The sequence below is a fragment of the Cellulomonas sp. T2.31MG-18 genome (assembly GCF_964266755.1).
Lineage (GTDB): Bacteria > Actinomycetota > Actinomycetes > Actinomycetales > Cellulomonadaceae > Cellulomonas.
The window spans coordinates 269,518-290,952 of sequence record NZ_CAXWGW010000004.1 but is presented as its reverse complement, the minus strand read 5'-3'; the positions used below and the strand labels follow the sequence as shown (position 1 = coordinate 290,952).

Below are 21,435 nucleotides of genomic sequence, written 5' to 3'. Positions count from 1 at the left end.
TGTCGACGACGCGTTGAGACTGACCCTCTGACGACGGATTGGGGCTGACCCCTCCGGGACTCTGGAGGGGTGATCGCACTGGAGGATTGGGCGGAGATCCGTCGGCTGCATCGGGCCGAGGGGATGCCGATCAAGGAGATCGCGCGTCGGCTCGGGTTGGCGCGCAACACCGTCCGGGCGGCGTTGCGGGCTGAGGCGCCGCCGTCGCGGGAGCGCGGGCCGCGGGGATCGGCGGTTGACGAGGTCGAGCCGGCGATCCGGGCGCTGCTGGCCGAGTTCCCGCGGATGCCGGCGACGGTGATCGCCGAGCGGATCGGGTGGAGGCGGTCGTTGACGATCCTGAAGGACCGGGTCCGTGAGCTGCGGCCGTTGTTCACCCCACCGGACCCGACCGACCGGGTCGAGTACTCGCCCGGCGAGGTCGCCCAGTGCGACCTGTGGTTCCCACCGGCCCCGATCCCCGTCGGTGGCGGGGTCGAGCGGGTCTTGCCGGTGCTGACGATGACCTGCGGGTACTCACGGGTCACCGGCGCGGTGATGATCCCCTCGCGCAAGGCCGGGGACATCTTGGCCGGGATGTGGCAGATCCTCGCCAGCTGGGGTGCCTGCCCGCGCACCCTGGTCTGGGACCGGGAGTCGGCGATCGGCGGGCCCGGCAAGCCGACGGTCGAGGCGGCCAGCTTCGCCGGGACGATCGGGGTGCGCATCAAGCTCGCTCCGCCGCGGGATCCGGAGTTCAAGGGCCTGGTCGAGCGGCGCAACGGGTTCTTCGAGACGTCGTTCCTGCCCGGTCGAACGTTCACCGGCCCGTTCGACTTCACCGACCAGATCGGCCACTGGCTGGCCGATCGAGCGAACACGCGGGTGCTGCGAGCGATCGGTTCGGTCAGCCCAGCCCAGCGGTGGACGGCCGACCGGGCGGCGATGGTCGCCCTGCCGCCGCTGGCGCCGGCGATCGGCCTGACGCACCGGGTCCGGCTGGGTCGGGACTACTACGTGCGGATCGACGCCAACGACTATTCCGTCGACCCGCGCGTCATCGGCCGGTTCGTTGACGTGATCGCCACCCCGGCTCGGGTGGTGGCCTCATGCGCGGGGCAGGTCGTGGCCGACCACGCCCGCGACTGGGGCCACGCCCGCACGATCACCGACCCGGCCCACCAGGAGACGGCCCGCTCGCTGCGCGCGGACCTGGCCGCCCGTCGCCAGGCCCAGCAGCGCTCGACCCGCACGCACGCGGACGGGCACGTCGTGGCGATCCGGGCGCTGCCGGACTACGACGCCTTGTTCGGCGTCGACTTCGACCCCCGCCCCGACCTGGGAGCGGTGACCGCTGAAGGGAAGTAGATGACCACCACGACGAAGACCAGACCGGCCCCCGAGGGCCTGGGCTCCAAGCTGGCCTACCTGACCCGCGTGCTCAAGACCCCCACGATCGGGAGGACCTGGGACACCCTCGCCGAAGCGGCCCGGGAGCAGAACTGGTCGCACGAGGAGTACCTGGCCGCGGTCCTGGAACGCCAGGTCGCCGACCGGGAGTCAGCTGGCACCACGATGCGGATCCGCACCGCGCACTTCCCGGCGATCAAGACCCTGGAGGACTTCAACCTCGAGCACCTGCCCTCGCTGCGCAAGGACGTGCTCGCGCACCTGGCCACAGCCACGTTCGTGCCCAAGGCCGAGAACGTGATCCTGCTCGGCCCACCCGGCCTGGGAAAGACGCACCTGGCCATCGGCCTGGGCATCCGGGCCGCGCAGTCCGGCTACTCGGTGCTGTTCGACACCGCGACGAACTGGATCGACCGCCTGGCCCGCGCCCACCACGCCGGCGCGCTGGAGGCCGAGCTGAAGAAGATCCGCCGCTACAAGCTGATCATCATCGACGAGGTCGGCTACATCCCCTTCGACACCGACGCCGCCAACCTGTTCTTCCAGCTCGTCGCCTCCCGCTACGAGACCGGCTCCATCCTCGTCACGTCCAACCTGCCGTTCGGACGCTGGGGCGAAGTCTTCGGCGACGAAGTCGTCGCCGCCGCCATGATCGACCGCCTCGTCCACCACGCCGAAGTCCTGACCCTGGCCGGGGAGTCCTACCGCACCCGAGCCCGCCGCGATCTGCTCGCCAAAGACCGCGACACCTAGGAGCAGCGCCGCTAGGGCGCGATCACGTCCGGCGCCGCTGGTGCTGGGGTGTCGGTGGCCTTGACGGCTTGCCTCTGCTGGCTGGCGCGTACGAGGGCGCCGGCCACGTCGCGAGAAAGGTCGAAGTGTCGTGCGAGCCAGTCGGTGCCGTGGCCTCGTCGGGCGAGGCTCCACGCGGCGTAGGTGGCCTCTGTCGGGGTGTGGCCGAGGGCGGCGAGCTCGTCAGCCGGGAAGCCGCGCAGGGCATCGGGGACCCAGAGAGCGTCTGGCCGTTCCTGGCTCGGCTGGCGGGGCTCGGGGTGCTGGGCGGTGCGGGTCATGACGGCCTCGACGTCACGGCCCCGGGCTCCGATTCGGGGCGGGTGTCGGGGTCGCGCAGCCGCCAGGCGGCGGGGATGGTGGCGGGCAGCACGTCGTCGATGGTGACGACGCCGAGCAGGTGCCCGTCGGGGCCGACGACGGGCAGGGTGGGCAGGTTGTGGTCGGCCATGAGGACGGCCAGGTCGGCCAGGTCGGTGTCGGGGGTGACGCGGATGGGGTCGTGGTCGGCCAGGTCGAGCAGGGGCGTGGCGGGATCGGCCTGCACGATCCGCAGCAGCGGCACGGTGCCGGTCAGTCGGCCGGCCGCATCGAGCAGGTGCAAGGTGACGGAGGTCTCGAGGGTGGCGTTGCGCGCAGCGCGCGTGATCGCCAGCGCCTGCCCGGCGGTGACCTGTTCGGGGACGGCCAGGTACTCCAGGCCCATGAGCCCGCCGGCGGTGGCCTCGTTGTAGCTGAGCAGGTCGGTCAGGGCGGCGCGTAGGTGGGGTGGCAGCTGGGCGATGACCCTGGCGCGGCGTGGTTGGGGCAGGTCCATCAGGGCGTCGGCGGCGTCGTCGGTCCGCATCCGGGACAGGACGTCGGCGATGTCGCTGTCGGGTCGGGCCGCCAGCAGCGTGCCGCGCTGTTCGTCGAGCTCCTCGTAGACGTCGGCTTCCAGCTCGGGGTCCTGGTGCACGACGGCCAGGATCTCGGCCTGCTCCCGGTCGGAGGCGTCCTGCAGGATGTCGGCCAGCTCGGCAGCTCGCAGCGACCGCAGCCGACCGAAGGTGGACCGCACCAGGACGGTGGGTTCGTGTCCGATGAGGGCCTCGAAGGAGCGCCAGTCGTGGAACGAGGCGTCCCCGCTGCGTCGGTGCGCAGATCGGGTGGTGCGCAGTCCGGCGACGACGAGCTCGCCGCCGCGGGGGGCCAGGTGCACGTCGTAGGCGCGCACCAGGCGGGCATGGGCGATGTCGACGAGGCGGTGGCCGAGCACGTCGGCCCGCAGCAGCACCTCACCGCCTCGACGTTCGAAGCCGCGGACGTCCAGGTGGGCGGTGCGTACGGCGACGTGGGCGTCGGCCCAGGACGAGACCTGCTCGATCGGGAGGAACACCGACCGCCCCCCGAGGTCCGTGACGAGGCCGGCGACCGGGGGGTAGTCCTGGCCGCGTAGGCGCATGACGACGTCCCGGACGCGTCCGACGGTGCGGCCGGTGGGTTCGACGACAGCGCGTCGCAGCAGATCCGACAGGTCCAAGCCGAGGTCATCCATGGTCAGTCCGCCTGTCCAGGCTAGCCGATCGCGCTCTGCACGATCTTGACGACGACGAGCACGCACATCAGCACCAGGTACAGCCGCATGACACCCAGGCCCACGCGACGCGCCAGCGACATCTCCGGTCGTGCGAGCAGCGCCAGTGGCGGCATCCGCCAGGTTGCCTTGGCCTCGGCGTCGACGACGTCCGCGGCTGGCACGACCCCGGCCCGGCGCTTCATGCGCCGCAGCACGCCGCTAACCAGTCCCGCCACCACGACGACCGCGGTGCCCACTCCGAGGATGCCCACCATCGCCTGGCCGCTCATCTGCGGGAACAGCACCGAGGCGGTCAAGATCACCGACAGCAGCACAAGGATGGCGATGACGAACGTGGTGAACACGTTGGTGGCCCTCTTGTTGGCCCACGGCCCGAGGACGGCCTTGTCGTTGCACAGCAGCAGCAGGAACACGGTCGCCGACGGCAGCAGCACCCCGGCCAGGGTCTGCACCCCCTCGGTCAGCAGCCCCAGCGGGCTGCCCGGGATCAGGACGATCACCGCCGCACCAACCATGAGCAGCCCGAAGACGGCGTAGAACGCCTTGGCCTCCTTCGGCTTGCGGTGCAGCGAGTGGTTCATGCCCAGCACGTCGCCCACGGCGTAGGAGGTCGACAGGCCCACCGCTGCCGCGCCGATGATCGAGGCGTCGATCAGGGCCACCGCGAACAGGATGCCGGCGACCTTGCCGCCGGCGGCGGCCAACCCGGAGGCGATGCCCGCGGCGTCGGTGAACTGTCCGGCGCCGCTGGTGCCGGCGAACGCGGCCGCGCTGAAGGCCATCATCGCCGCTGCCCCGACCACGACGATGACGATCCCGAGCCACAGGTCGACCTTCTCGTAGCGCATGTACGCCGGGGTGATGCGCTTGTCGATGACGTACGACTGCTGGAAGAACAGCTGCCACGGCGCCACCGTCGTGCCGACGATGGCGATGACCAGCAGCATCACCGTCGACAGCTGCGAGGCCCCACCCGGCAGGCCCGGCACGACGAAGTCGTGTGCGACCTGCCCGATCGCCGGGTGCACCATGAACACGATCGGGACCAGGGCGAACGAGCCGGCCACCAGGGCCAGGCAGACCCGCTCGAAGCGGCGGAACGAACCCGTCGAGGTCGCCGCCACAACCAGCACCAGGGCGGTGATCACCCCGGGCACCTTCGGCAGCCCGAGGTATGCCAAGCCGAGCGCGATGCCAATGAACTCCGTCACGATGGTCAGCGCGTTCAGGACGAACAGGTCGATGACGGAGAACGCGCCCCAGAACTTGCCGAACCGCTCGGTGATCAGGCGGGCGTGGCCGACCCCGGTGACCGCGCCCAGGCGCAGCACCATCTCCTGGTTGACATAGATCACCGGGATGAGCAGCAGCAGCGTCCACAGCAGCCGGGTGCCGTAGTTCTGACCGGCCTGCGTGTAGGTGCCGAATGCGCCGGCATCGTTGTCCCCGACCATCACGATCAGCCCAGGCCCGACGATCGCCGCCAGGATCTTCAGCCGCCGCGACAGTCGACCCCGGGCGCCGGACGGCGCCTCGCCCAGCCGGATCGTGCCCAGCGCGCCCTCGATGTCACCGACGTGGGCGCTGTCCAGCACCGCCGTGTTCTGCTGCACCGTGTTGGTCTCGGTCGACATGACGAACCTCCCGTCCCGCCGACAGGCAGGGATCGGGTGACGCGCACAAGACCAAGCCCGACCGGATCAGGTCAGAACATCAGGGTCGCGCGTCACGAACGGATGAGGAGAGCCGGAGCACCGGACTATCGCCAGGCGTATCCATCGCGGCCCACCTCCCTCCGTCCAGGCCACCTCGGGCGGCCGACAGCGCCCGGCGCTTCCGCGCGGGCCCTCTCAAGGATGGCACCACCGACGCCGACAGTCAAACAGTTACGCAAGCGATGAGGTAAGGCATACTGAACCATGCCCAACCGCAAACCGGCGCCCGCAGACGCCAACGCGTCAAGCGCCGCCGACTCCGACCAGGCAGAGCCTCCCGATACCACCGGCCCGGACGACGAGCTGCTCGACGAGGCCGCCGAGACATTCGCGATCCTGGCCTCGCCAGTGCGGCTCCAGCTCCTGTGGCACCTGGCCCGCCAACCCCACGACGTGAGCACCCTGGCCGACCTGGTCGACGCCAGCGTCCCCGCCATCAGCCAGCACCTGGCCAAGCTCCGCCTCGCCGACCTAGTCACCGCCAACCGCGACGGCAAGCGCCAGGTCTACAGCCTGGACGACCCCCACATCGCCACCCTCGTCGAACAAGCCATCGACCACCACCGCCAACTGCGTGACGGAAACTGACCCGGCGCCAAGAGCAAACCTCGGGCGTTCGAAGACAACCGCTGACAGTCGAGTGCTGCCCTCACCTCCGGGCCGCGGCCAAAGCCACCATCGTTGACCTGCCGCGAGGCGCTTCCAGCAGAGGGTCAATCCCACCCCGTCGCCACAGGGTCAATTCCAACCCGTCGTTGACAAGCGCCGCACCAGGGCGGTTGCGGGGCATGCGTTGCGGTGCAGGAAGTCCGCCACCGTGCCTCCACGTGGGCGCACGACCGCTTCGACGGCCCCGTGCAGCTTCAGGAATGCCGAGGCGGCGACGATCGCCGAATCGCTCTCCAGCAGGGAAACCGTGCGCTCCACGAATGCGGGGCTGATCCGGTCGTCGCCGTCCAGCACGACGACGAGCTCCGTTCCGGCCGCCGCGATGCCCGCGTTGCGGGCAGCGCTCACTCCGGCATTCGTCTGATGCACGACCGTTGCCCGGCCTGATGCGGACAGCTCGCCCAGGACTCGTCGTGACTCAGGGTCGGTCGAACCGTCGTCGACGACGATCACCTCGTGCGGCGGCCGGCTCTGCGCCCACGCCGAGGCGACGGCTTCGGCGACGAGAGTCCCCTGGTCATGGGCAGTGACGACGACACTCACGCTCGGCACGGCTCATCATGTCATCGGCATGCCGCTGATCCCGTGGGCCCGTCGCAGTGGGTGGGGCGTCCGTGGCCGCCAACGCCTCGTCGATCAGCCCCCGAAGTCGGCCCCGTGGTCCGCGGCTTCTGCTGCGTCCGGCTGAGCAGCCGGGCCCGGGACTGAGCCGCCCCGTCGAGGCGGCCTGGCGCCCTACCCGACGACGACGCTGCGGAGCACCGTCCCCGCGGCGTCGAGGGCCTGGACCTCGACGTAGCCGCCCGGGTGCTTCACCGGGATCGCGGTCTCGAACCCCGCTCGTGGCACGGTGGCGGCCGGCGCGGCATCGGAGGCGTCGCTCCCGGTGAGCACGCGCCACGACGCCACCTGCGTCGCCCCGTTCCAGCTCACGTAGACCGTCCCCGCCGACCCGCTGCGCCGCAGCACGGCATCCGGCGGCGCCGTCGGTGTGCCCGTCCACGGCGCGACGAACGCCCGGTAGCTCGAGCCGGCGGTGAAGGTGGCGTCCGAGAGCAGCTGACCGGCGCCGGTGTACTCGGAGTAGTACGGCTCCTGACCCCAGCCGACCATCACGTTGCCGTCCGGCAGCACCTGTACGTCACCCTGCGTGGCCGCCGCCCTGGCAGCGGGTGGGAGGTACTGCACGACGAGCGTCGCCGTCATGGTCGACGTGTCGAGCGACAGTCGCAGGCCCCGGGAAGACGTCGGCGGGGCCTCGTTGTCGAAGAGCGTGACGGTGCCGTCGGCCTGCCGCCGCGCATCGTGCTGCCACGCGAACGCGGCCCCCGGCCCGAAGGTGAAGCTGCTGTGCCGGCCGCCGAGCTGCCACGTGACGGCACCTGTCGCGCGGGCGACCTCGTACACCGTGTGCGTGTTGCGCGCCGAGATCAGCAGGTGGTCGGGCCCGTCCTGCGACACCGAGTTCATGTGCAGGTAGTCGAAGGGGTTCGCCTGCGTGCCCTGACCGGGCGACAGCGGCTGGAAGGTGTCGGAGATCGGTACGTGGTCCAGCGAGCGCCACTCGAACAGGACCCGTCCGGTGGCGATGTCGACCTCCTGGGCGACGCCCTCGAGCACCGAGCCGTCCTTCGGACCGCCGATGCTGCTCAGGTCGGCACGGACCTCCGGGTAGGACGTCAGCAGCATCGTGCCCTGCGGCGTGATGGTGCTCTCGTGCATGTCGGCCTGGTGGGCGCCGAGGTCGCCACCCGTGGTGACCGTGGCGACCCGCGTGTACGTCTGGTCCAGGACGACGACGTCCCCGTGGCCGTACGAGGAGGACGCCCCCGCCCAGTAGGTCAGCACGGGCCTGCCCTGGTACGTCTGCTCGCGGAAGTCGAACGTGCCAGTGCTCGAGCCGTCGACCCACACCGGCTGGCCGTGCGCGTCGACGATCAGCTCGCCCTGCATGGCGACGCCCGTGTCCAGGTCCTTCGGGCCGAGGAACACGTCCGCGCTCTCGGCGGCAGGCGCCAGCGCCAGGCCCGCGTCGGTGGTGGTGGCCGTGATGACGGGCGGCGTGAGGTCCGGGCGGGACACGTAGTGCCGAGCCGGTGCCTTGGTCACGGCGGACGAGGTAGGCGTCGGGGTGACCGCCGTCGGGTGCTGGACCGCCGGCGCCCAACCGGTCAGCGCCACGGTCAGGAGGGCTGCGAGCGACCAACCGGCACCGGGTGTGATCGAGGGACGCATCGAGGCACCCTCGCACCGGGTCCTGGAGCCCGCCTGTGCGGACGCGGTCCGCTCCCTGTGTCCCGGGGCCCGCGCGCTCGAGTTCGGCCACAAGAGCCGGACGTCCCACTCCGTGGGCACTCATGGACACATCGTGGACACCGCTCCTAGCCTCTCAGCATGACCGGTCGACCCAGCGCGTCCCGCGCCGCCGCCGTGAGCACCTTCGTGCCCACGGCGTGCTGTCGACCGGCGCCGGGCCGCGCCGTCTGCGCGCCTCGGCGCTCGTGTCAGCTCTGTCGCTGACCACCCCCTGACGCGGCTCTCGTCCGCGTCCTCGGCCAGGACCGCAGCGCCGTCGTGCGCCTGCCGCTGTGCCGCAGCAGCCCCTCGCCGGCTGCACCCGCACGCTCCGCCCCCGATCCGGTGGACGGGCCACGTGTGCGCTGAACCGCTCGTCACCCGAGGAGATCCATGTCCACCTCGTCCCCCACCAGCACCGTCCGAGCACCCCGCACCGCTCGTCCGGCCCACCAGTCGTCCAAGCCCAACGGGCAGTGGGCGGTCGACGGCCGCGAGCCGCTCAACGGCAACGAGGCGATGAAGGCGCAGGACAACGGCCTCAACGTCCGGGAGCGGATCGAGCAGGTCTACGCCCAGCAGGGCTTCGACTCGATCGCCGACGACGACCTGCACGGGCGGTTCCGCTGGTGGGGCCTGTACACCCAGCGAAAGCCCGGGATCGACGGCGGCCGCACCGCCACGTTGGAGCCGCAGGAGCTCGAGGACCGCTACTTCATGCTGCGGGTACGCGTGGACGGCGGGGCGCTGACCACCGAGCAGCTGCGGACGGTCGGCCGCATCTCCACCGAGTTCGCGCGGGGCACGGCCGACATCACCGACCGGCACAACATCCAGCTGCACTGGGTGCAGATCGAGGACGTGCCGGAGATCTGGCGCCGCCTCGAGGCGGTCGGTCTGAGCACCACGGAGGCCTGCGGCGACGTGCCGCGCGTCATCCTGGGCAGCCCCGTCGCCGGCATCGCGGCCGACGAGATCATCGACCCGACCTGGGCCATCAACGAGATCGCCCGCCGCTACATCGGCGACCCCGGGCTGTCGAACCTGCCGCGCAAGTACAAGACGGCCCTCACCGGCCACCCGAGCCAGGACGTGGTGCACGAGATCAACGACGTCGCGTTCGTCGGCGTGGTGCACCCGGAGCTCGGCCCCGGTTTCGACCTGTGGGTCGGCGGCGGCCTGAGCGTCGCGCCGCGGCTCGGGGAGCGGCTCGGGGCGTTCGTCAGCGAGGAGCGCGTGCCCGAGGTGTGGCTCGCCGTCACCCGCCTGTTCCGGGACTACGGCTACCGACGCCTGCGTAACCGGGCGCGGCTGAAGTTCCTGCTCGCGGACTGGGGGGCCGAGCGCTTCCGTCAGGTGCTGCAGGACGAGTTCCTCGGGTACGCCCTGCCCGACGGTCCGCCCGCCCCTCCGCCGACCCGGTCCGGGGACCACGTGGGCGTCCACGAGCAGAAGGACGGCCGGTTCTACGTCGGTGCGGCACCGTACGTCGGCCGCGTCTCCGGGCCGTCCCTGCTGGCCATCGCCGACCTGGCGGAGAGCGTCGGCTCGACCCGCTTGCGCCTGACGCCCTACCAGAAGCTCCTGGTGCTGGACGTCCCGGCCGAGCACGTCGGCACCGTCGTCGACGGGCTGCGCGCCAACGGCCTCGAGGCGGAGCCGAGCCCCTTCCGCCGGTCGACCATCGCGTGCACGGGCATCGAGTTCTGCAAGCTCGCGATCGTCGAGACCAAGGCGGCGGCCGTGCGCGTCGTCGACTCGCTCGAGGAACGGCTCGGGGACCTCGACGCCCTGACCCCGATCGCCCTGCACATCAACGGTTGCCCCAACTCCTGCGCCCGGATCCAGACCGCCGACATCGGCCTGAAGGGTCAGCTGGTGCAGGACGAGGAGGGCCGGCAGGTGCCCGGCTACCAGGTTCACCTCGGGGGCGGCCTGGCGTCCGCGGACCGCGAGGAGCCGGGGCTCGGCCGCACCGTCCGGGGCCTCAAGGTGACCGTCGACGGTGTCGCCGAGTACGTCGAGCGCGTGGTCCGGCGTTACGTCGCCGACCGCGCCGATGGTCCCGACCGGCCCGAGACCTTCGCGGAGTGGGCCCACCGCGCCGACGAAGAGGCACTGCAGTGACCGCACCGACCCGCACCCGCCGCACCGACGACGAGCTCCGCGCGGTGGTCGAGGAGGCCGCGCCCCGGCTGGCCGAGGCGCCCGCCACGGAGGTCGCCGCCTGGGCCGCGCAGGAGTTCGGCCCGCTGCTCGCGGTGGCGTGCTCGATGGCCGACGCCGTCCTCCCCCACCTGGTCGCGCAGGCCGCGCCGGGCGTGGACGTGCTGTTCCTCGAGACCGGCTACCACTTCCCCGAGACCCTGCAGACGCGGCAGGTGGTGGCCGAACGGCTGCCGGTGCGCGTCATCGACGTGCTGCCCAGGCAGACCGTCGCGGAGCAGGACGCCGCGCACGGCAAGGACCTGTTCGCCCGGGACCCGGCAGCGTGCTGCCGGCTGCGCAAGATGGAGCCGCTCGCCGAGCAGCTCGCCGGTTACGAGGCCTGGGTGACCGGCGTGCGCCGCGAGGAGGCCCCCACCAGGACGAGCACACAGATCGTCACCTGGGACGCGGCGCACGGGCTGGTGAAGATCAACCCGCTCGCGGCGTGGACGTTCGACGAGCTCCTGACCTACGCGTGGGCCAACGAGGTGCCCCTCAACCCGCTGCTCAGCGACGGCTACCCCTCGATCGGCTGCCAGCCGTGCACGGCCCGGGTCGCCCCGGGCGACGACCCCCGGTCCGGCCGCTGGGCCGGCCTCGCCAAGACCGAATGCGGGATCCACCGATGAGCACCACGACCACGACCACGGCCACGGCCGCCCCTGCTGCCGCCCGGATCGGCGAGCAGGCGCTGCCGCCGCGCAGGCTGACGCAGCTGCAGACCCTCGAGAGCGAGTCCGTCCACATCTTCCGCGAGGTCGCCGCCGAGTTCGAGCGCCCGGTGCTGCTCTTCAGCGGCGGCAAGGACTCCGTGGTGATGCTGCACCTGGCGCTGAAGGCGTTCTGGCCGGCACCCGTGCCCTTCCCCGTGCTGCACGTGGACACCGGGCACAACTTCCCCGAGGTGCTGGCGTACCGGGATGCGACGGTCGACCGCCTCGGCCTGCGTCTGGAGGTGGCCCGGGTGCAGGACTACCTGGACGACGGCCGGCTGCGGGAGCGCACCGACGGCACCCGCAACCCACTGCAGACGCTCCCCTTGCTCGACGCGATCCGCGACCATCGTTTCGACGCCGTCTTCGGCGGCGGCCGGCGGGACGAGGAGAAGGCACGGGCCAAGGAGCGGATCTACAGCCTCCGGGACGAGTTCGGCCAGTGGGACCCGCGCAACCAGCGACCCGAGCTGTGGAACCTGTACAACGGCCGCCACGCACCCGGTGAGCACGTCCGGGTGTTCCCGCTCAGCAACTGGACCGAGCTGGACATCTGGCGCTACATCGCGGCCGAGCGCATCGAGCTGCCCGCTCTGTACTACGCGCACGACCGCGAGGTGTTCCGGCGCGACGGCATGTGGATCGCCGTCGGTCCGCACACCCAGCCCCGGGAGGACGAGCCCGTCACCGTCCGGAGGGTCCGCTACCGGACCGTCGGCGACATGTCCTGCACCGGCGCGGTGGAGAGCGACGCGGCCGACGTGCAGGACGTGGTCGACGAGGTCGCCGCCACGCGGCTGACCGAACGAGGCGCGACCCGCGCCGACGACCGCCTGTCGGAGGCCGCCATGGAGGACCGCAAGAAGGAGGGGTACTTCTGATGGCGACGCTGCTGCGCCTGGCCACCGCCGGATCCGTGGACGACGGCAAGTCGACCCTGGTCGGCCGGCTGCTCTACGACTCCAAGTCCGTGCTGACCGACCAGCTCGACGCCGTGGCGCGGGTCAGCCGTGACCGCGGGCTCGAGGCGACCGACCTGGCGCTGCTGACCGACGGCCTGCGTGCCGAGCGCGAGCAGGGCATCACCATCGACGTGGCGTACCGGTACTTCGCCACCGCGCGCCGGTCGTTCATCCTGGCCGACTGCCCGGGTCACGTGCAGTACACCCGCAACACGGTGACGGGTGCGAGCACCGCAGACGTCGTCGTCCTGCTCGTCGACGCGCGCAAGGGCCTGCTGGAGCAGACCCGCCGGCACCTCGCCGTCGCGTCCCTGCTGCGGGTGCCGCACGTCGTCGTCGCGGTGAACAAGATCGACCTGGTCGGCTTCGACGAGGCGGTGTTCGCCGACGTCTCGGCGCAGGTGCAGGCCGCCGCGGCCGATCTCGGCCTGGACGACGTCCGCACCCTGCCGGTGTCCGCCCTGGACGGCGACAACGTCGTCGACCGGTCGGCGCGCACCCCCTGGTACACCGGACCGAGCCTGCTCGAGCTGCTCGAGGAGCTGCCTGCCGGCGTCGATCCGGTGACGGAGGCCTTCCGGTTCCCCGTCCAGGTGGTGCTGCGCCCGCAGGACGCGGCGCGCGACCCCCTGCTGCGGGACTACCGCGGGTACGCCGGTCAGATCGCCGCCGGCGTGGTGGCGGTCGGCGACCCCGTCGTCGCGCTGCCGTCCGGTCGCACCAGCACCGTGCAGGCCATCGACACCGCGGACGGTCCCCTCGAGGTCGCCTTCGCGCCTCAGTCGGTCACGCTGCGCCTGGCGGACGACCTCGACATCGCCCGCGGTGACCTGCTCGCCGCCGCGGTGGACGCACCGACCACGACGCAGGACCTGCAGGCGACCGTCTCCTGGCTGTCGGACCGGCCGCTCCGGCCGGGCGCTCGTGTGCTGGTCAAGCACACCACCAGGACCGTGCAGGCCGTGGTCCGCGAGGTCGACGGACGTCTCGACCTCGACACCGCGCAGGTCGACCCGGCCGATTCGCTGGAGCTGAACGACATCGGCCAGGTCCGGCTGCGCCTCGCCTCGCCGGTCGCCGCCGAGGAGTACGTCGTGGCGCGCCGCACGGGGGCGTTCCTGCTGGTCGACGCCCACGACGGCATGACGCTCGCCGCCGGGATGGTCGGTGACCCGCTGAGCGCGGCGCGGTGTCCGGGCGCACGGCCCGTCCAGTACGCGATCTGATCCGGACGCGATCTGAGGCGGGTCCCTGCTGCCCGAGCACACCCACCGAGAGGCACCTCCATGTCCCGCACCAACGTCCCCACCGGGCGCGCGATGCAGCGCAGATCGTCACGGCCTCGGCTGCGCCGCCTCCTGACCGGTGCTGCCGTCACCGTCGTGGCCGCCACGCTCGCGGCCTGCAGCCCCGCCGTCGGCGCCGCGACGCCGGCGCAGACCGGCCCGGCCGGCGAGCTGCGCCTCGGCTACTTCGCCAACGTCACCCACGCCCCCGCGCTCGTCGGCGTCGGGCGCGGCCTGTTCGCCGCCCGGCTGAAGGCAGCCGGCACCCCGACCCTGACCACCCAGGTGTTCAACGCCGGTCCCGCCGCGATCGAGGCGCTCAACGCCGGCGCGGTGGACGCCGCCTTCGTCGGACCGAACTCGGCGATCAACGGTTTCATCCAGTCCGGCGGCGACGCGCTGCGGATCGTCGCCGGCAGCACGTCGGGAGGCGCCCAGCTGGTCGTCCGCACCGGGATCACCTCGGTGCACGACCTGGTGGGCACCGACCTCGCCACGCCGCAGCTCGGCGGCACGCAGGACGTCGCGCTGCGGTCCTGGCTGCACGACCAGGGGCTCCGCAGCCCCCTCAGCGGCGGCGGAGACGTGACGATCACACCCACGGACAACGCGCAGACGTTCCAGCTGTTCGCCGACCACCGGATCGACGGGGCGTGGCTGCCCGAGCCGTGGGCGTCCCGGCTGGTGCTCGAGGGCGGCGCCCACGTGCTGGTCGACGAGAAGGACCTGTGGCCGGGCGGCAGCTTCGTCACCACGCACCTGATCGTGTCGCGCCGCTACCTGGCCGCCCACCCCGACACGGTCCGCGCGCTGCGGCAGGGCCTGCAGGACTCGGTGGACTGGTTGCACGCCAACCCTGGTTCCGCAGCCAGCGCCGTCAACGCCCAGCTCGTCGCCACCGGCGGCAAGCCCCTGTCCGACCAGGTGCTGGCACGCGCGTTCGCCGAGACCGCCTTCTCCACCGATCCGCTCGCCGCGACCCTGAATGCGTCGCTCGCGCACGCCGTCGCCGCCGGCACCGCGCACCAGGCCTCGATCGACGGCATCTACGACCTGCGCCTGCTCAACGAGCTGCGCAGGCAGTCCGGCACCGCACCGGTGTCTGCCGCCGGCCTCGGGAAGGAGTGACCCATGACCTCGACCGCCACCTCCCAGGACGCGCGTCCCGTCCGTGCGGACGCCCTTCGCGTCGAGGGCGTCAGCAAGCAGTTCGCCGGGTCCGGCGCACCCGTGCTGGACGGCATCGACCTCACCCTGCGTCCGGGCGAGTTCGTGTGCCTGCTCGGGGCCTCGGGCTGCGGCAAGTCGACGCTCCTGTCGATCCTGGCCGGCCTGGAGCGGCCGACGACCGGCACGGTGCACGTGCCCGGTGGCAGCGCCGCCCTGATGTTCCAGGAACCCGCGCTGCTCCCGTGGCTCACCGCCACGCGCAACATCGAGCTCGCCCTGCGGCTGAACGGCGTGCCCGCCGCCCAGCGGTCGACCCGCGCGGCGGAGCTGCTCGAGCTGGTGCACCTCGCCGGTGCCGGCACCAAGCGGGTGCACGAGCTGTCGGGGGGCATGCGCCAGCGGGTCGCACTGGCGCGGGCGCTGGCCCAGGACCGCCCGGTGCTGCTGATGGACGAGCCGTTCGCCGCACTCGACGCGATCACCCGCGACCTGCTGCACGACGAGCTCGAGCGGATCTGGCAGCGGACGGGCCGGACGGTCGTCTTCGTCACCCACAACGTCCGCGAGGCGGTTCGCCTCGGGCAGCGGGTGCTCCTGATGTCGAGCCGCCCCGGGCGCATCGTGCGCGAGTGGACCGTCGACATCGAGGGTCATCGGCGCATCGAGGCGCCCCAGGTCGCCGCTCTCGCTGTCGAGATCACCGACCACCTGCGTAAGGAGATCCGCCGCCATGCCGTCTGACAGCACCGTCCGGACGGCGCTCCCCGCACCGGCCACCGAGCCCTCCGACGTGGACCGCCGGCTCGAGGCCGGGCTCGACGCGCTGCAGACGGTGGACCAGGACCGCGCCGGTCGCGTCCGCCGTCGGCTGACCGGGGCGTGGCCGCCGGCCCTCGCGCTGCTGCTGCTCCTCGCCGGCTGGCAGGGTTTCGTCGCGCTCGGGCTCAAGCCTCGGTACGTGGTGCCGGGACCTACCGACGTCGCGGGCACGCTGCTGGGCCTGTGGCACGCGGGTGATGCGCAGACCGCCCTGCTGACCAGCCTGGGACGTGGCCTCGCCGGTTTCGTCGTCGCGGTGACGATCGCCACCCCCGTCGGGCTGCTGGTCGCACGGGTGCGCTGGTTGCGGGTGTCTCTGGGCCCGCTGATCTCGGGCCTTCAGGTGCTGCCGTCCGTCGCCTGGGTACCTGCCGCGATCATCTGGTTCGGGCTGTCCGACGCCACGGTGTACTTCGTCGTGCTGATGGGTGCCGTGCCCTCGGTCGTCAACGGCCTCGTCTCGGGGGTCGACCAGGTCCCGCCGCTGTTCCGACGGGTGGGGCGTGTGCTCGGCGCCGGCCCGTGGCAGCAGGTCCGCTACATCCTGCTGCCGGCGGCGCTCCCGGGGTACGTCGCGGGCCTGCGGCAGGGCTGGGCGTTCTCGTGGCGCTCCCTCATGGCGGCCGAGATCATCGCGGTCGGCGGCAAGATCGGCTTCGGGCTCGGCTCCCTCCTGGAGCAGGGGCGCGAGCTGAGCGACATGACGACCGTGATCGCCGCGATCGTGCTGATCCTCGTGGTGGGCGTCACCGTCGAGCTCGCATTCTTCGCCCCGGTCGAGCGCGGCCTGCTGCGTCGGCGCGGGCTGTCGGCGGAGACCGCACGGTGACGGAGCTGCCGCAGTACCCGCTCACCCTGTCCGTCGCGGGACGCCGCGTGGTGGTGGTCGGCGGTGGACCGGTCGCCGCGCGGCGCGCGCGCACCCTGGTCGACGCCGGTGCCGCCGTCCACGTCGTCGCGCCGCAGGCGGACCCCTCGTTGGAGACGCTCGCCGCCGAGGGCGCCATCACCTGGTCGGGCCGCCGCTACCAGGCCCGTGACCTGGACGGTGCGTGGCTGGTCCACACCGCGACGGGAGATCCGGACGTCGACCGGCAGGTGCTCGCCGATGCGGACGCCGCCCGGGTCTGGTGCGTGCACGCCGGCGATGCCGCGCAGGCGACGGCCTGGGTGCCGGCGGTCGCGACGGTGGACGACGTCGTGGTCGCGGTGAACGCGGGCGGCGACCCTCGGCGCGCGAGCGTGCTGCGGGACGCCATCGGCGCGCGCCTGAGGGCGGGCGCTCTGCCGCTGCGCAGGCGACGCCGCACCACACCCGGCGCGAGCCAGGCCCCGAACGCCGTGGGCACGGTCGCCCTCGTCGGGGGCGGCCCGGGCGACCCCGGTCTTCTCACGGTCCGCGGGCGACGGCTGCTCGCCGAGGCGGACGTCGTGGTCGTCGACCGGCTCGCCCCGCACGCCGTCCTGGCCGAGCTCGACCCGGACGTGCTGGTGGTCGACGTCGGCAAGACCCCAGGCCACCACGCCGTGCCGCAGGACCAGATCAACGCCCTTCTCGTCGAGCACGCGCTGGCCGGTCGCCGGGTCGTCCGCCTCAAGGGCGGCGACCCCTACGTCTTCGGTCGTGGCTCCGAGGAGGCCGAGGTCTGCCGGCACGCCGGCGTGCCGGTGGAGGTGGTGCCCGGCGTGACCAGCGCCGTGGCGGTCCCGGCCGTCGCGGGCATCCCGGTCACCCACCGCGGTGTGGCGACCGGCTTCACGGTGGTGACGGGGCACGACGACATCGCCGCCGTCCCCGCGGCACGCGACCACACGGTCGTCCTCCTCATGGCGGTGGCCGGCCTCGGCAGGGCGTGCGAGGCGCTGCGGGCCGCGGGCCGCGCCGACGACACACCCGTCGGGATCGTCGAGGACGGCTTCGGTCCGGGTGAGCGCACGACGGTCGGGACCCTCGCGACGATCGCCGAGCTGGCCGCACGGGTCGGCGTGCGATCGCCCGCCGTCACGGTCGTCGGCGACGTCGTCCGGCTCTCCCCTGCCTGGAGGAACGCCGAGCGGCGGTCGCCGAGCCCGGGCATGCTGGCACCGCGGTCGCGCACGACCGAGCGCGCGGCGACCCCGCCGGACGGCGCACCCGCCTGAACGGCCGTCAGGTCAGTGGCTCCCCCGCAGCACCATCCGCATGATGCGCGCGTTGAACACCACGAACCGCGTGAGCTGATAGGGCACGTTGCGTCGACGCCGGAGGGTGCCCGCGGTGGGCAACGGTGCTGTGGTCAGGTCCACGACCGGCTGGTCGTCGGGCAGGGGGTTGAGGCTCGTCATCTCTCACTCCGGGATCAGGAACCAGCCAGGACGACCCTTGGCCTTGTAGATGAACAGGAAGTGCAGCATCAGCTTCACCCAGTGCCCGCTGAGCCCGATCTCGCCGCGGGTGTCGGTGAGCACCCGGCCCGTCGGGTAGCGGTCGTAGTCGGGCACGATCGGCATCATCGTCATCGCCGCGGCGGAACCGGTGCGCAGGTCGGAGCCCGCGGACGCCACGCACGCTGCGCCCATGCTCGCCATCGACGCCCGGTGCGGCAGGGCGGCCGGGCCCTGGTGGATGCGGTCGACGATTGTCATCGCGACGTTGCGGCCCATCACGCCTGACGGCATGCCGGTCCGCGGGGGCGACGGGGCGATCACGGTTCCGTTCACGCTCTTGCGGGGTCGTGAGATCGGGTGCGGCGGCGCGAACGCGATACCGACGGCGAAGACGTTCCGGTACCCCGGCACCTCGTACGTCGAGGGCCAGTCAGCCGCCCTCCACTCCTCGTAGGGCCGGGCGGTGTAGTCGGCGTCGACCTTCATGAATCCGCTCGGCGCGAAGAGCTCCGCGGTGATGTCCTGCCCCTCCCGGTCGTAGGCCGCCAGGCCCACCCCACCGAACGGCGGCAGCAGCATCGCGAAGTCGAAGCCCAGTGAGTGGTGGCTCCCGTCGAGGGTCTCGTAGTGCACCAGGCCCTCCTCCACCCGCTCCACGTGCGCCCCGAGGATCGGCCTGACGTCACGCTCCCGGAACAGCGACGACGTCCACAGCTCGCTGGAGGTCTGGAAGCCCTTGTCCTCGAACGTCATGCCGTCGACGCCGAAGTCGCCGAGGTGCGCCTCGTTGGTCAGGTAGTACAGCGTCGCGCGGTCCCGGACACCGGCGTCCCGGAGCACGTGGTCCACGTTGAACACGTACTCGAAGGCGGCACCCTCACAGGTGCAGGTGCCGTGCCCCATCCCGACGACCAACGTCTGCCGCTCGCCGGCGCGCAGCCGCTGCACCACCGCGTCGAGGAGCCGCGCAGCCTCGGCGGCGTGGTCGGCGGTGCAGACGGAGACGCTGTGACCCTCCGGTCCCAGCCCCTCGGTCGCCTCGAACCGCAGCCGGGGCCCGGTGGCGTTGATCAGGTAGTCGTAGCGCAGCCGCTGCTCCTCGCCCACCCGGCCCTGGCCCGTGTAGACGACGTCGACCGCACCGCGCGGGTCGTCCTCGTCGCCCATCGGCCGGATCGCCACCGCGCGCGCCTGCCGGAACTCGATCCCCTTGCGGCGGTAGACGGGTTCGAGCGGGAACACCACCTGCTCCTTGCGCATCTTCCCCACCCCGACCCAGATGTTGGACGGGATCCAGTTCCAGCGGGAGTTCGGGGAGACGACGGTGATGGTGTGGGCGCTGCCGGGACCGGTCCGCCCCAGCTGTCGAGCGAGGTGCAGCGCGGCGGTGTGGCCGGAGACCCCGGCGCCGAGTACGACGATGTCGGCCATGACGACCCCTTCGAGGCGGGACTGACGCTCACGGACACCCGTGCGAGCGTCGGTCCGCCGAGACGGTCCCGCCGCTGCGCGGGCCACACCTCGAAACTAGTCCCGATGGCGTCCGGCGGGACCGTGCCGGGCCGGCCGATGCCTCGACGGCCGGACCCTCGGGCGGCCGACCGGGACGCGGTTCGCCAACCGCAGCCCGGTCGGCGCACCGCGCCGCTCAGCGACCCGCTACACGCGCGCCGGACCCTCACCGCCGCGCACGAGCGCGTCGCGGATCTCCCGCAGCAGCAACGTGTCCTCGTCGGGCGTCGCGTCGACCTCCTCCTTGCGGACGAACCGCCGCTTGGCCGCCTCGTACGGCTTGACGATGAAGAAGTAGACGACGAACGCCAGGATCAGGAACGCGACCAGCGCGGTGAGGAAGGGCCCCACCGACACCAGTCCGCCCGGCTTCCACTGGTCGAAGTTCGGAGCACCGCCGGCCTTCGCCAGCAGCTCGATGATCACCTTGGTGAAGGCGGTCACCACGGCGCCGAACGCGGCGCCCATGATGAAGGCGACGGCGAGCTCGACGAGGTTGCCCCTCATGACGAAGTCCTTGAAGCCCTTCATGGCTGCTGCTCCCTTGTCTGGTGTGGCGTCGTCCCCCGGGCCGCCTCTACCGGTCAGCCTCGGGGGTGATGCTTCACCCGTTGCCGCAGGCCTCGCTACCGCTGCCGAGACATCGACCTCGCGCGCCAGGGCCGTGGAACGGCTGCGCGCAGCGGACCGTGCGCCGGTGCCCGTCACGCGATGCCCTTGGCGGCGAGCACCCGGCGGGCTGCCCGGTCCACCGTGGCAGCGAACGCTGGGTCGGTGCGTGCGCGCTCCACCAGGGCGCTCACCATCGCGGGGACCACGCCGGGGTCCTTGGAGGCGAGCACGATGTCGCACCCCGCCTCGATCGCCTTGACGGCGCGGTCGCCCGGGCTCCACGCCGCCACCTGGGCCGCACCCGAGAGGTCGTCGGTGATCACGACGCCACCGAACCCCAGCTGCCCCCGCAGCAGCCCCTGGACGACCGCGGGCGAGAAGGCGGCCGGCGTCCCGGGGTCCAGACGCGCGTAGCTCGCGGTCCCGACCATGACGAACCGTGCGCCGCGGGCGACCTCGTGGCGGAACACCTGCACCTGCTCCGAGTACGCGTCCGTCAGGTCGTCGACCACGCCGGCCGCGGAGTCGGTGCTGCCGGTGACCCGCCCCAGTCCGGGGAAGTGCTTGGGCGCCACCGCGACCCCTGCGCCCGCGAGCCCGTCCGTGAACGCATCGGCGTGGGCCTCCACGTCTGCGGCGGTGAACCCGTACGCGCGGCGCAGCGCCCCGACCGGTGCGTTGCCCGCCGCCCCGCCCTCGGTCGGCACGTCGACGACGGGCGCGAGGTCCAGCGTCACCCCCGCCGCCGCGAGCTCCGAACCCCAGGTCGCGGCAGCGGAGCGCAGCTCGGAGGGCGGCAGCCCGCCCTGCTCCAGCGCGGACGGGATGGTGCTGAACCCGTCACCCGAGAGGGTCTGCACCAGACCGCCCTCCTGGTCCGTCGCGACGATCATGGGGGCGCCGTGCGTGGCGCCCGACGGCACCTGGTCGGTGAACCAGTGCACCAGCGCGGCGACGCGTTGCCGGCCCGCCGACGTGCGTCCCTGCAGGAACACGTTCCCGACGTGCGCCGACGCGACGAGGTCGTGGCTCGACCGCTGCGGAGCGGACGTGCTCACGCCGACCATGACGATCTGACCGACCTTCTCCTCCAGACTCCACCCGGCCAGGGGGTCGACGCCGTTCGCGCCACCGGCCGGCGCGGAGGGGGACGACGTCGGCGGCGGGCCGGCCGTCGGCGCCCCGGTCGCGCTCGAGGTCCCGCTCCCCGAGGACGCGGACCCCGCGCCGGTGCCGAGCGAAGCCGAGGTGCTGTCGGGGACGGGCTGCGTGCCCGCGGTGCAGGCGCCGAGGCTGCCGGTCAGCAGCACCACGACGACCCACGTGAACCCGCGCACACGCGCATCA

Annotated in this window: 20 protein-coding genes; 11 read left to right on the top strand and 9 right to left on the bottom strand. The window is 72.5% G+C overall.

Going from position 1 to position 21,435, the window contains the following annotated elements; all coding sequences use genetic code 11:
- Window positions 1-69: 69 nt before the first annotated feature.
- Both istA and istB read left to right on the top strand, forming a co-directional pair.
- Window positions 70-1,347 carry an IS21 family transposase gene (gene istA / locus ACFQTY_RS16020; RefSeq protein WP_263732652.1) on the top strand — a complete coding sequence of 426 codons (1,278 nt, stop codon included), beginning with the start codon at window positions 70-72 and terminating at the stop codon, window positions 1,345-1,347.
- A complete protein-coding gene (istB, locus tag ACFQTY_RS16015; RefSeq protein WP_378102429.1) occupies window positions 1,348-2,142 on the top strand; it encodes an IS21-like element helper ATPase IstB in 795 nt (264 codons plus the stop codon).
- Window positions 2,143-2,153: 11 nt separating this feature from the next.
- On the opposite strand, the gene ACFQTY_RS16010 is transcribed toward istB, so the two are convergent.
- Genes ACFQTY_RS16010 through ACFQTY_RS16000 form a run of 3 tightly spaced genes read right to left on the bottom strand, consistent with a single transcriptional unit; the run spans window position 2,154 to window position 5,394 of the window.
- Window positions 2,154-2,462 carry a hypothetical protein gene (locus ACFQTY_RS16010; protein WP_378102427.1) on the bottom strand — a complete coding sequence of 103 codons (309 nt, stop codon included), beginning with the start codon at window positions 2,460-2,462 and terminating at the stop codon, window positions 2,154-2,156.
- Window positions 2,459-3,718 carry a magnesium transporter MgtE N-terminal domain-containing protein gene (locus ACFQTY_RS16005; protein WP_378102425.1) on the bottom strand — a complete coding sequence of 420 codons (1,260 nt, stop codon included), beginning with the start codon at window positions 3,716-3,718 and terminating at the stop codon, window positions 2,459-2,461. Before ACFQTY_RS16005 ends, ACFQTY_RS16010 begins: the two co-directional genes overlap by 4 nt.
- 20 nt (window positions 3,719-3,738) lie before the next feature.
- The gene (locus ACFQTY_RS16000) at window positions 3,739-5,394 is read right to left on the bottom strand and encodes an NRAMP family divalent metal transporter (RefSeq protein WP_378102422.1); all 1,656 of its coding nucleotides are present in this window, start codon (window positions 5,392-5,394) and stop codon (window positions 3,739-3,741) included.
- A gap of 285 nt (window positions 5,395-5,679) precedes the next feature.
- On the opposite strand from ACFQTY_RS16000, the gene ACFQTY_RS15995 reads away from it, so the two are divergent.
- On the top strand, window positions 5,680-6,063 hold the full coding sequence (locus ACFQTY_RS15995; RefSeq protein WP_378102420.1) for an ArsR/SmtB family transcription factor: 384 nt from the start codon (window positions 5,680-5,682) through the stop codon (window positions 6,061-6,063).
- A 150-nt stretch (window positions 6,064-6,213) separates the two neighbouring features.
- On the opposite strand, the gene ACFQTY_RS15990 is transcribed toward ACFQTY_RS15995, so the two are convergent.
- A complete protein-coding gene (locus tag ACFQTY_RS15990; RefSeq protein ID WP_378102418.1) occupies window positions 6,214-6,687 on the bottom strand; it encodes a glycosyltransferase family 2 protein in 474 nt (157 codons plus the stop codon).
- 192 nt (window positions 6,688-6,879) lie between these two features.
- Complete coding sequence (locus tag ACFQTY_RS15985; RefSeq protein ID WP_378102415.1) at window positions 6,880-8,379, bottom strand: arylsulfotransferase family protein; 1,500 nt, start codon at window positions 8,377-8,379, stop codon at window positions 6,880-6,882.
- Between the two features lie 453 nt (window positions 8,380-8,832).
- Between ACFQTY_RS15985 and ACFQTY_RS15980 the strand changes: the two genes are divergently transcribed.
- From ACFQTY_RS15980 to cobA, 8 genes are read left to right on the top strand one after another with little or no spacing between them, the layout of a single operon-like run.
- Entirely contained in the window at window positions 8,833-10,566 is a 1,734-nt protein-coding gene (locus ACFQTY_RS15980) for a nitrite/sulfite reductase (protein WP_378102413.1), read from the top strand.
- A complete protein-coding gene (locus tag ACFQTY_RS15975; protein ID WP_378102410.1) occupies window positions 10,563-11,276 on the top strand; it encodes a phosphoadenylyl-sulfate reductase in 714 nt (237 codons plus the stop codon). Before ACFQTY_RS15980 ends, ACFQTY_RS15975 begins: the two co-directional genes overlap by 4 nt.
- Complete coding sequence (cysD, locus tag ACFQTY_RS15970) at window positions 11,258-12,241, top strand: sulfate adenylyltransferase subunit CysD (protein ID WP_378102407.1); 984 nt, start codon at window positions 11,258-11,260, stop codon at window positions 12,239-12,241. Before ACFQTY_RS15975 ends, cysD begins: the two co-directional genes overlap by 19 nt.
- A complete protein-coding gene (locus ACFQTY_RS15965) occupies window positions 12,241-13,548 on the top strand; it encodes a sulfate adenylyltransferase subunit 1 (protein ID WP_378102404.1) in 1,308 nt (435 codons plus the stop codon). The genes cysD and ACFQTY_RS15965 overlap by 1 nt, the downstream gene beginning before the upstream one ends.
- A 60-nt stretch (window positions 13,549-13,608) precedes the next feature.
- Window positions 13,609-14,736, top strand: coding sequence for an ABC transporter substrate-binding protein (locus ACFQTY_RS15960; protein WP_378102401.1), 1,128 nt, complete (start codon window positions 13,609-13,611; stop codon window positions 14,734-14,736).
- A 3-nt stretch (window positions 14,737-14,739) separates the two neighbouring features.
- A complete protein-coding gene (locus tag ACFQTY_RS15955) occupies window positions 14,740-15,519 on the top strand; it encodes an ABC transporter ATP-binding protein (protein WP_378102399.1) in 780 nt (259 codons plus the stop codon).
- Window positions 15,509-16,426, top strand: a complete 918-nt coding sequence (locus ACFQTY_RS15950) for an ABC transporter permease (protein ID WP_378102396.1) — start codon at window positions 15,509-15,511, stop codon at window positions 16,424-16,426. Before ACFQTY_RS15955 ends, ACFQTY_RS15950 begins: the two co-directional genes overlap by 11 nt.
- Window positions 16,423-17,739: a uroporphyrinogen-III C-methyltransferase gene (gene cobA, locus ACFQTY_RS15945; RefSeq protein ID WP_378102393.1), complete on the top strand. Its 1,317-nt coding sequence runs from the start codon at window positions 16,423-16,425 to the stop codon at window positions 17,737-17,739. The genes ACFQTY_RS15950 and cobA overlap by 4 nt, the downstream gene beginning before the upstream one ends.
- Before the next feature lie 12 nt (window positions 17,740-17,751).
- On the opposite strand, the gene ACFQTY_RS15940 is transcribed toward cobA, so the two are convergent.
- The 4 genes from ACFQTY_RS15940 to ACFQTY_RS15925 all read right to left on the bottom strand — a co-directional run bounded on the left by ACFQTY_RS15940 (window position 17,752) and on the right by ACFQTY_RS15925 (window position 21,425).
- Entirely contained in the window at window positions 17,752-17,922 is a 171-nt protein-coding gene (locus tag ACFQTY_RS15940; protein ID WP_378102390.1) for a hypothetical protein, read from the bottom strand.
- 3 nt (window positions 17,923-17,925) lie between these two features.
- On the bottom strand, window positions 17,926-19,395 hold the full coding sequence (locus tag ACFQTY_RS15935; RefSeq protein WP_378102387.1) for an NAD(P)/FAD-dependent oxidoreductase: 1,470 nt from the start codon (window positions 19,393-19,395) through the stop codon (window positions 17,926-17,928).
- A gap of 228 nt (window positions 19,396-19,623) precedes the next feature.
- Window positions 19,624-20,007, bottom strand: coding sequence for a large conductance mechanosensitive channel protein MscL (mscL, locus tag ACFQTY_RS15930; RefSeq protein WP_378102384.1), 384 nt, complete (start codon window positions 20,005-20,007; stop codon window positions 19,624-19,626).
- A gap of 173 nt (window positions 20,008-20,180) precedes the next feature.
- Window positions 20,181-21,425: a glycoside hydrolase family 3 N-terminal domain-containing protein gene (locus tag ACFQTY_RS15925; RefSeq protein WP_378102381.1), complete on the bottom strand. Its 1,245-nt coding sequence runs from the start codon at window positions 21,423-21,425 to the stop codon at window positions 20,181-20,183.
- Between the last annotated feature and the right edge of the window lie 10 nt (window positions 21,426-21,435).

What these genes read in the sequence shown, in the direction of transcription:
- istB (WP_378102429.1), top strand. Translation starts at nt 1,348, where the DNA reads ATGACCACCACGACGAAGACCAGACCGGCCCCCGAGGGCCTGGGCTCC.
- ACFQTY_RS16010 (WP_378102427.1), bottom strand. Translation starts at nt 2,462, where the DNA reads ATGACCCGCACCGCCCAGCACCCCGAGCCCCGCCAGCCGAGCCAGGAA.
- ACFQTY_RS16005 (WP_378102425.1), bottom strand. Translation starts at nt 3,718, where the DNA reads ATGGATGACCTCGGCTTGGACCTGTCGGATCTGCTGCGACGCGCTGTC.
- ACFQTY_RS16000 (WP_378102422.1), bottom strand. Translation starts at nt 5,394, where the DNA reads ATGTCGACCGAGACCAACACGGTGCAGCAGAACACGGCGGTGCTGGAC.
- ACFQTY_RS15995 (WP_378102420.1), top strand. Translation starts at nt 5,680, where the DNA reads ATGCCCAACCGCAAACCGGCGCCCGCAGACGCCAACGCGTCAAGCGCC.
- ACFQTY_RS15985 (WP_378102415.1), bottom strand. Translation starts at nt 8,379, where the DNA reads ATGCGTCCCTCGATCACACCCGGTGCCGGTTGGTCGCTCGCAGCCCTC.
- ACFQTY_RS15980 (WP_378102413.1), top strand. Translation starts at nt 8,833, where the DNA reads ATGTCCACCTCGTCCCCCACCAGCACCGTCCGAGCACCCCGCACCGCT.
- cysD (WP_378102407.1), top strand. Translation starts at nt 11,258, where the DNA reads ATGCGGGATCCACCGATGAGCACCACGACCACGACCACGGCCACGGCC.
- ACFQTY_RS15965 (WP_378102404.1), top strand. Translation starts at nt 12,241, where the DNA reads ATGGCGACGCTGCTGCGCCTGGCCACCGCCGGATCCGTGGACGACGGC.
- ACFQTY_RS15960 (WP_378102401.1), top strand. Translation starts at nt 13,609, where the DNA reads ATGTCCCGCACCAACGTCCCCACCGGGCGCGCGATGCAGCGCAGATCG.
- ACFQTY_RS15955 (WP_378102399.1), top strand. Translation starts at nt 14,740, where the DNA reads ATGACCTCGACCGCCACCTCCCAGGACGCGCGTCCCGTCCGTGCGGAC.
- ACFQTY_RS15950 (WP_378102396.1), top strand. Translation starts at nt 15,509, where the DNA reads ATGCCGTCTGACAGCACCGTCCGGACGGCGCTCCCCGCACCGGCCACC.
- ACFQTY_RS15940 (WP_378102390.1), bottom strand. Translation starts at nt 17,922, where the DNA reads ATGACGAGCCTCAACCCCCTGCCCGACGACCAGCCGGTCGTGGACCTG.
- ACFQTY_RS15935 (WP_378102387.1), bottom strand. Translation starts at nt 19,395, where the DNA reads ATGGCCGACATCGTCGTACTCGGCGCCGGGGTCTCCGGCCACACCGCC.
- mscL (WP_378102384.1), bottom strand. Translation starts at nt 20,007, where the DNA reads ATGAAGGGCTTCAAGGACTTCGTCATGAGGGGCAACCTCGTCGAGCTC.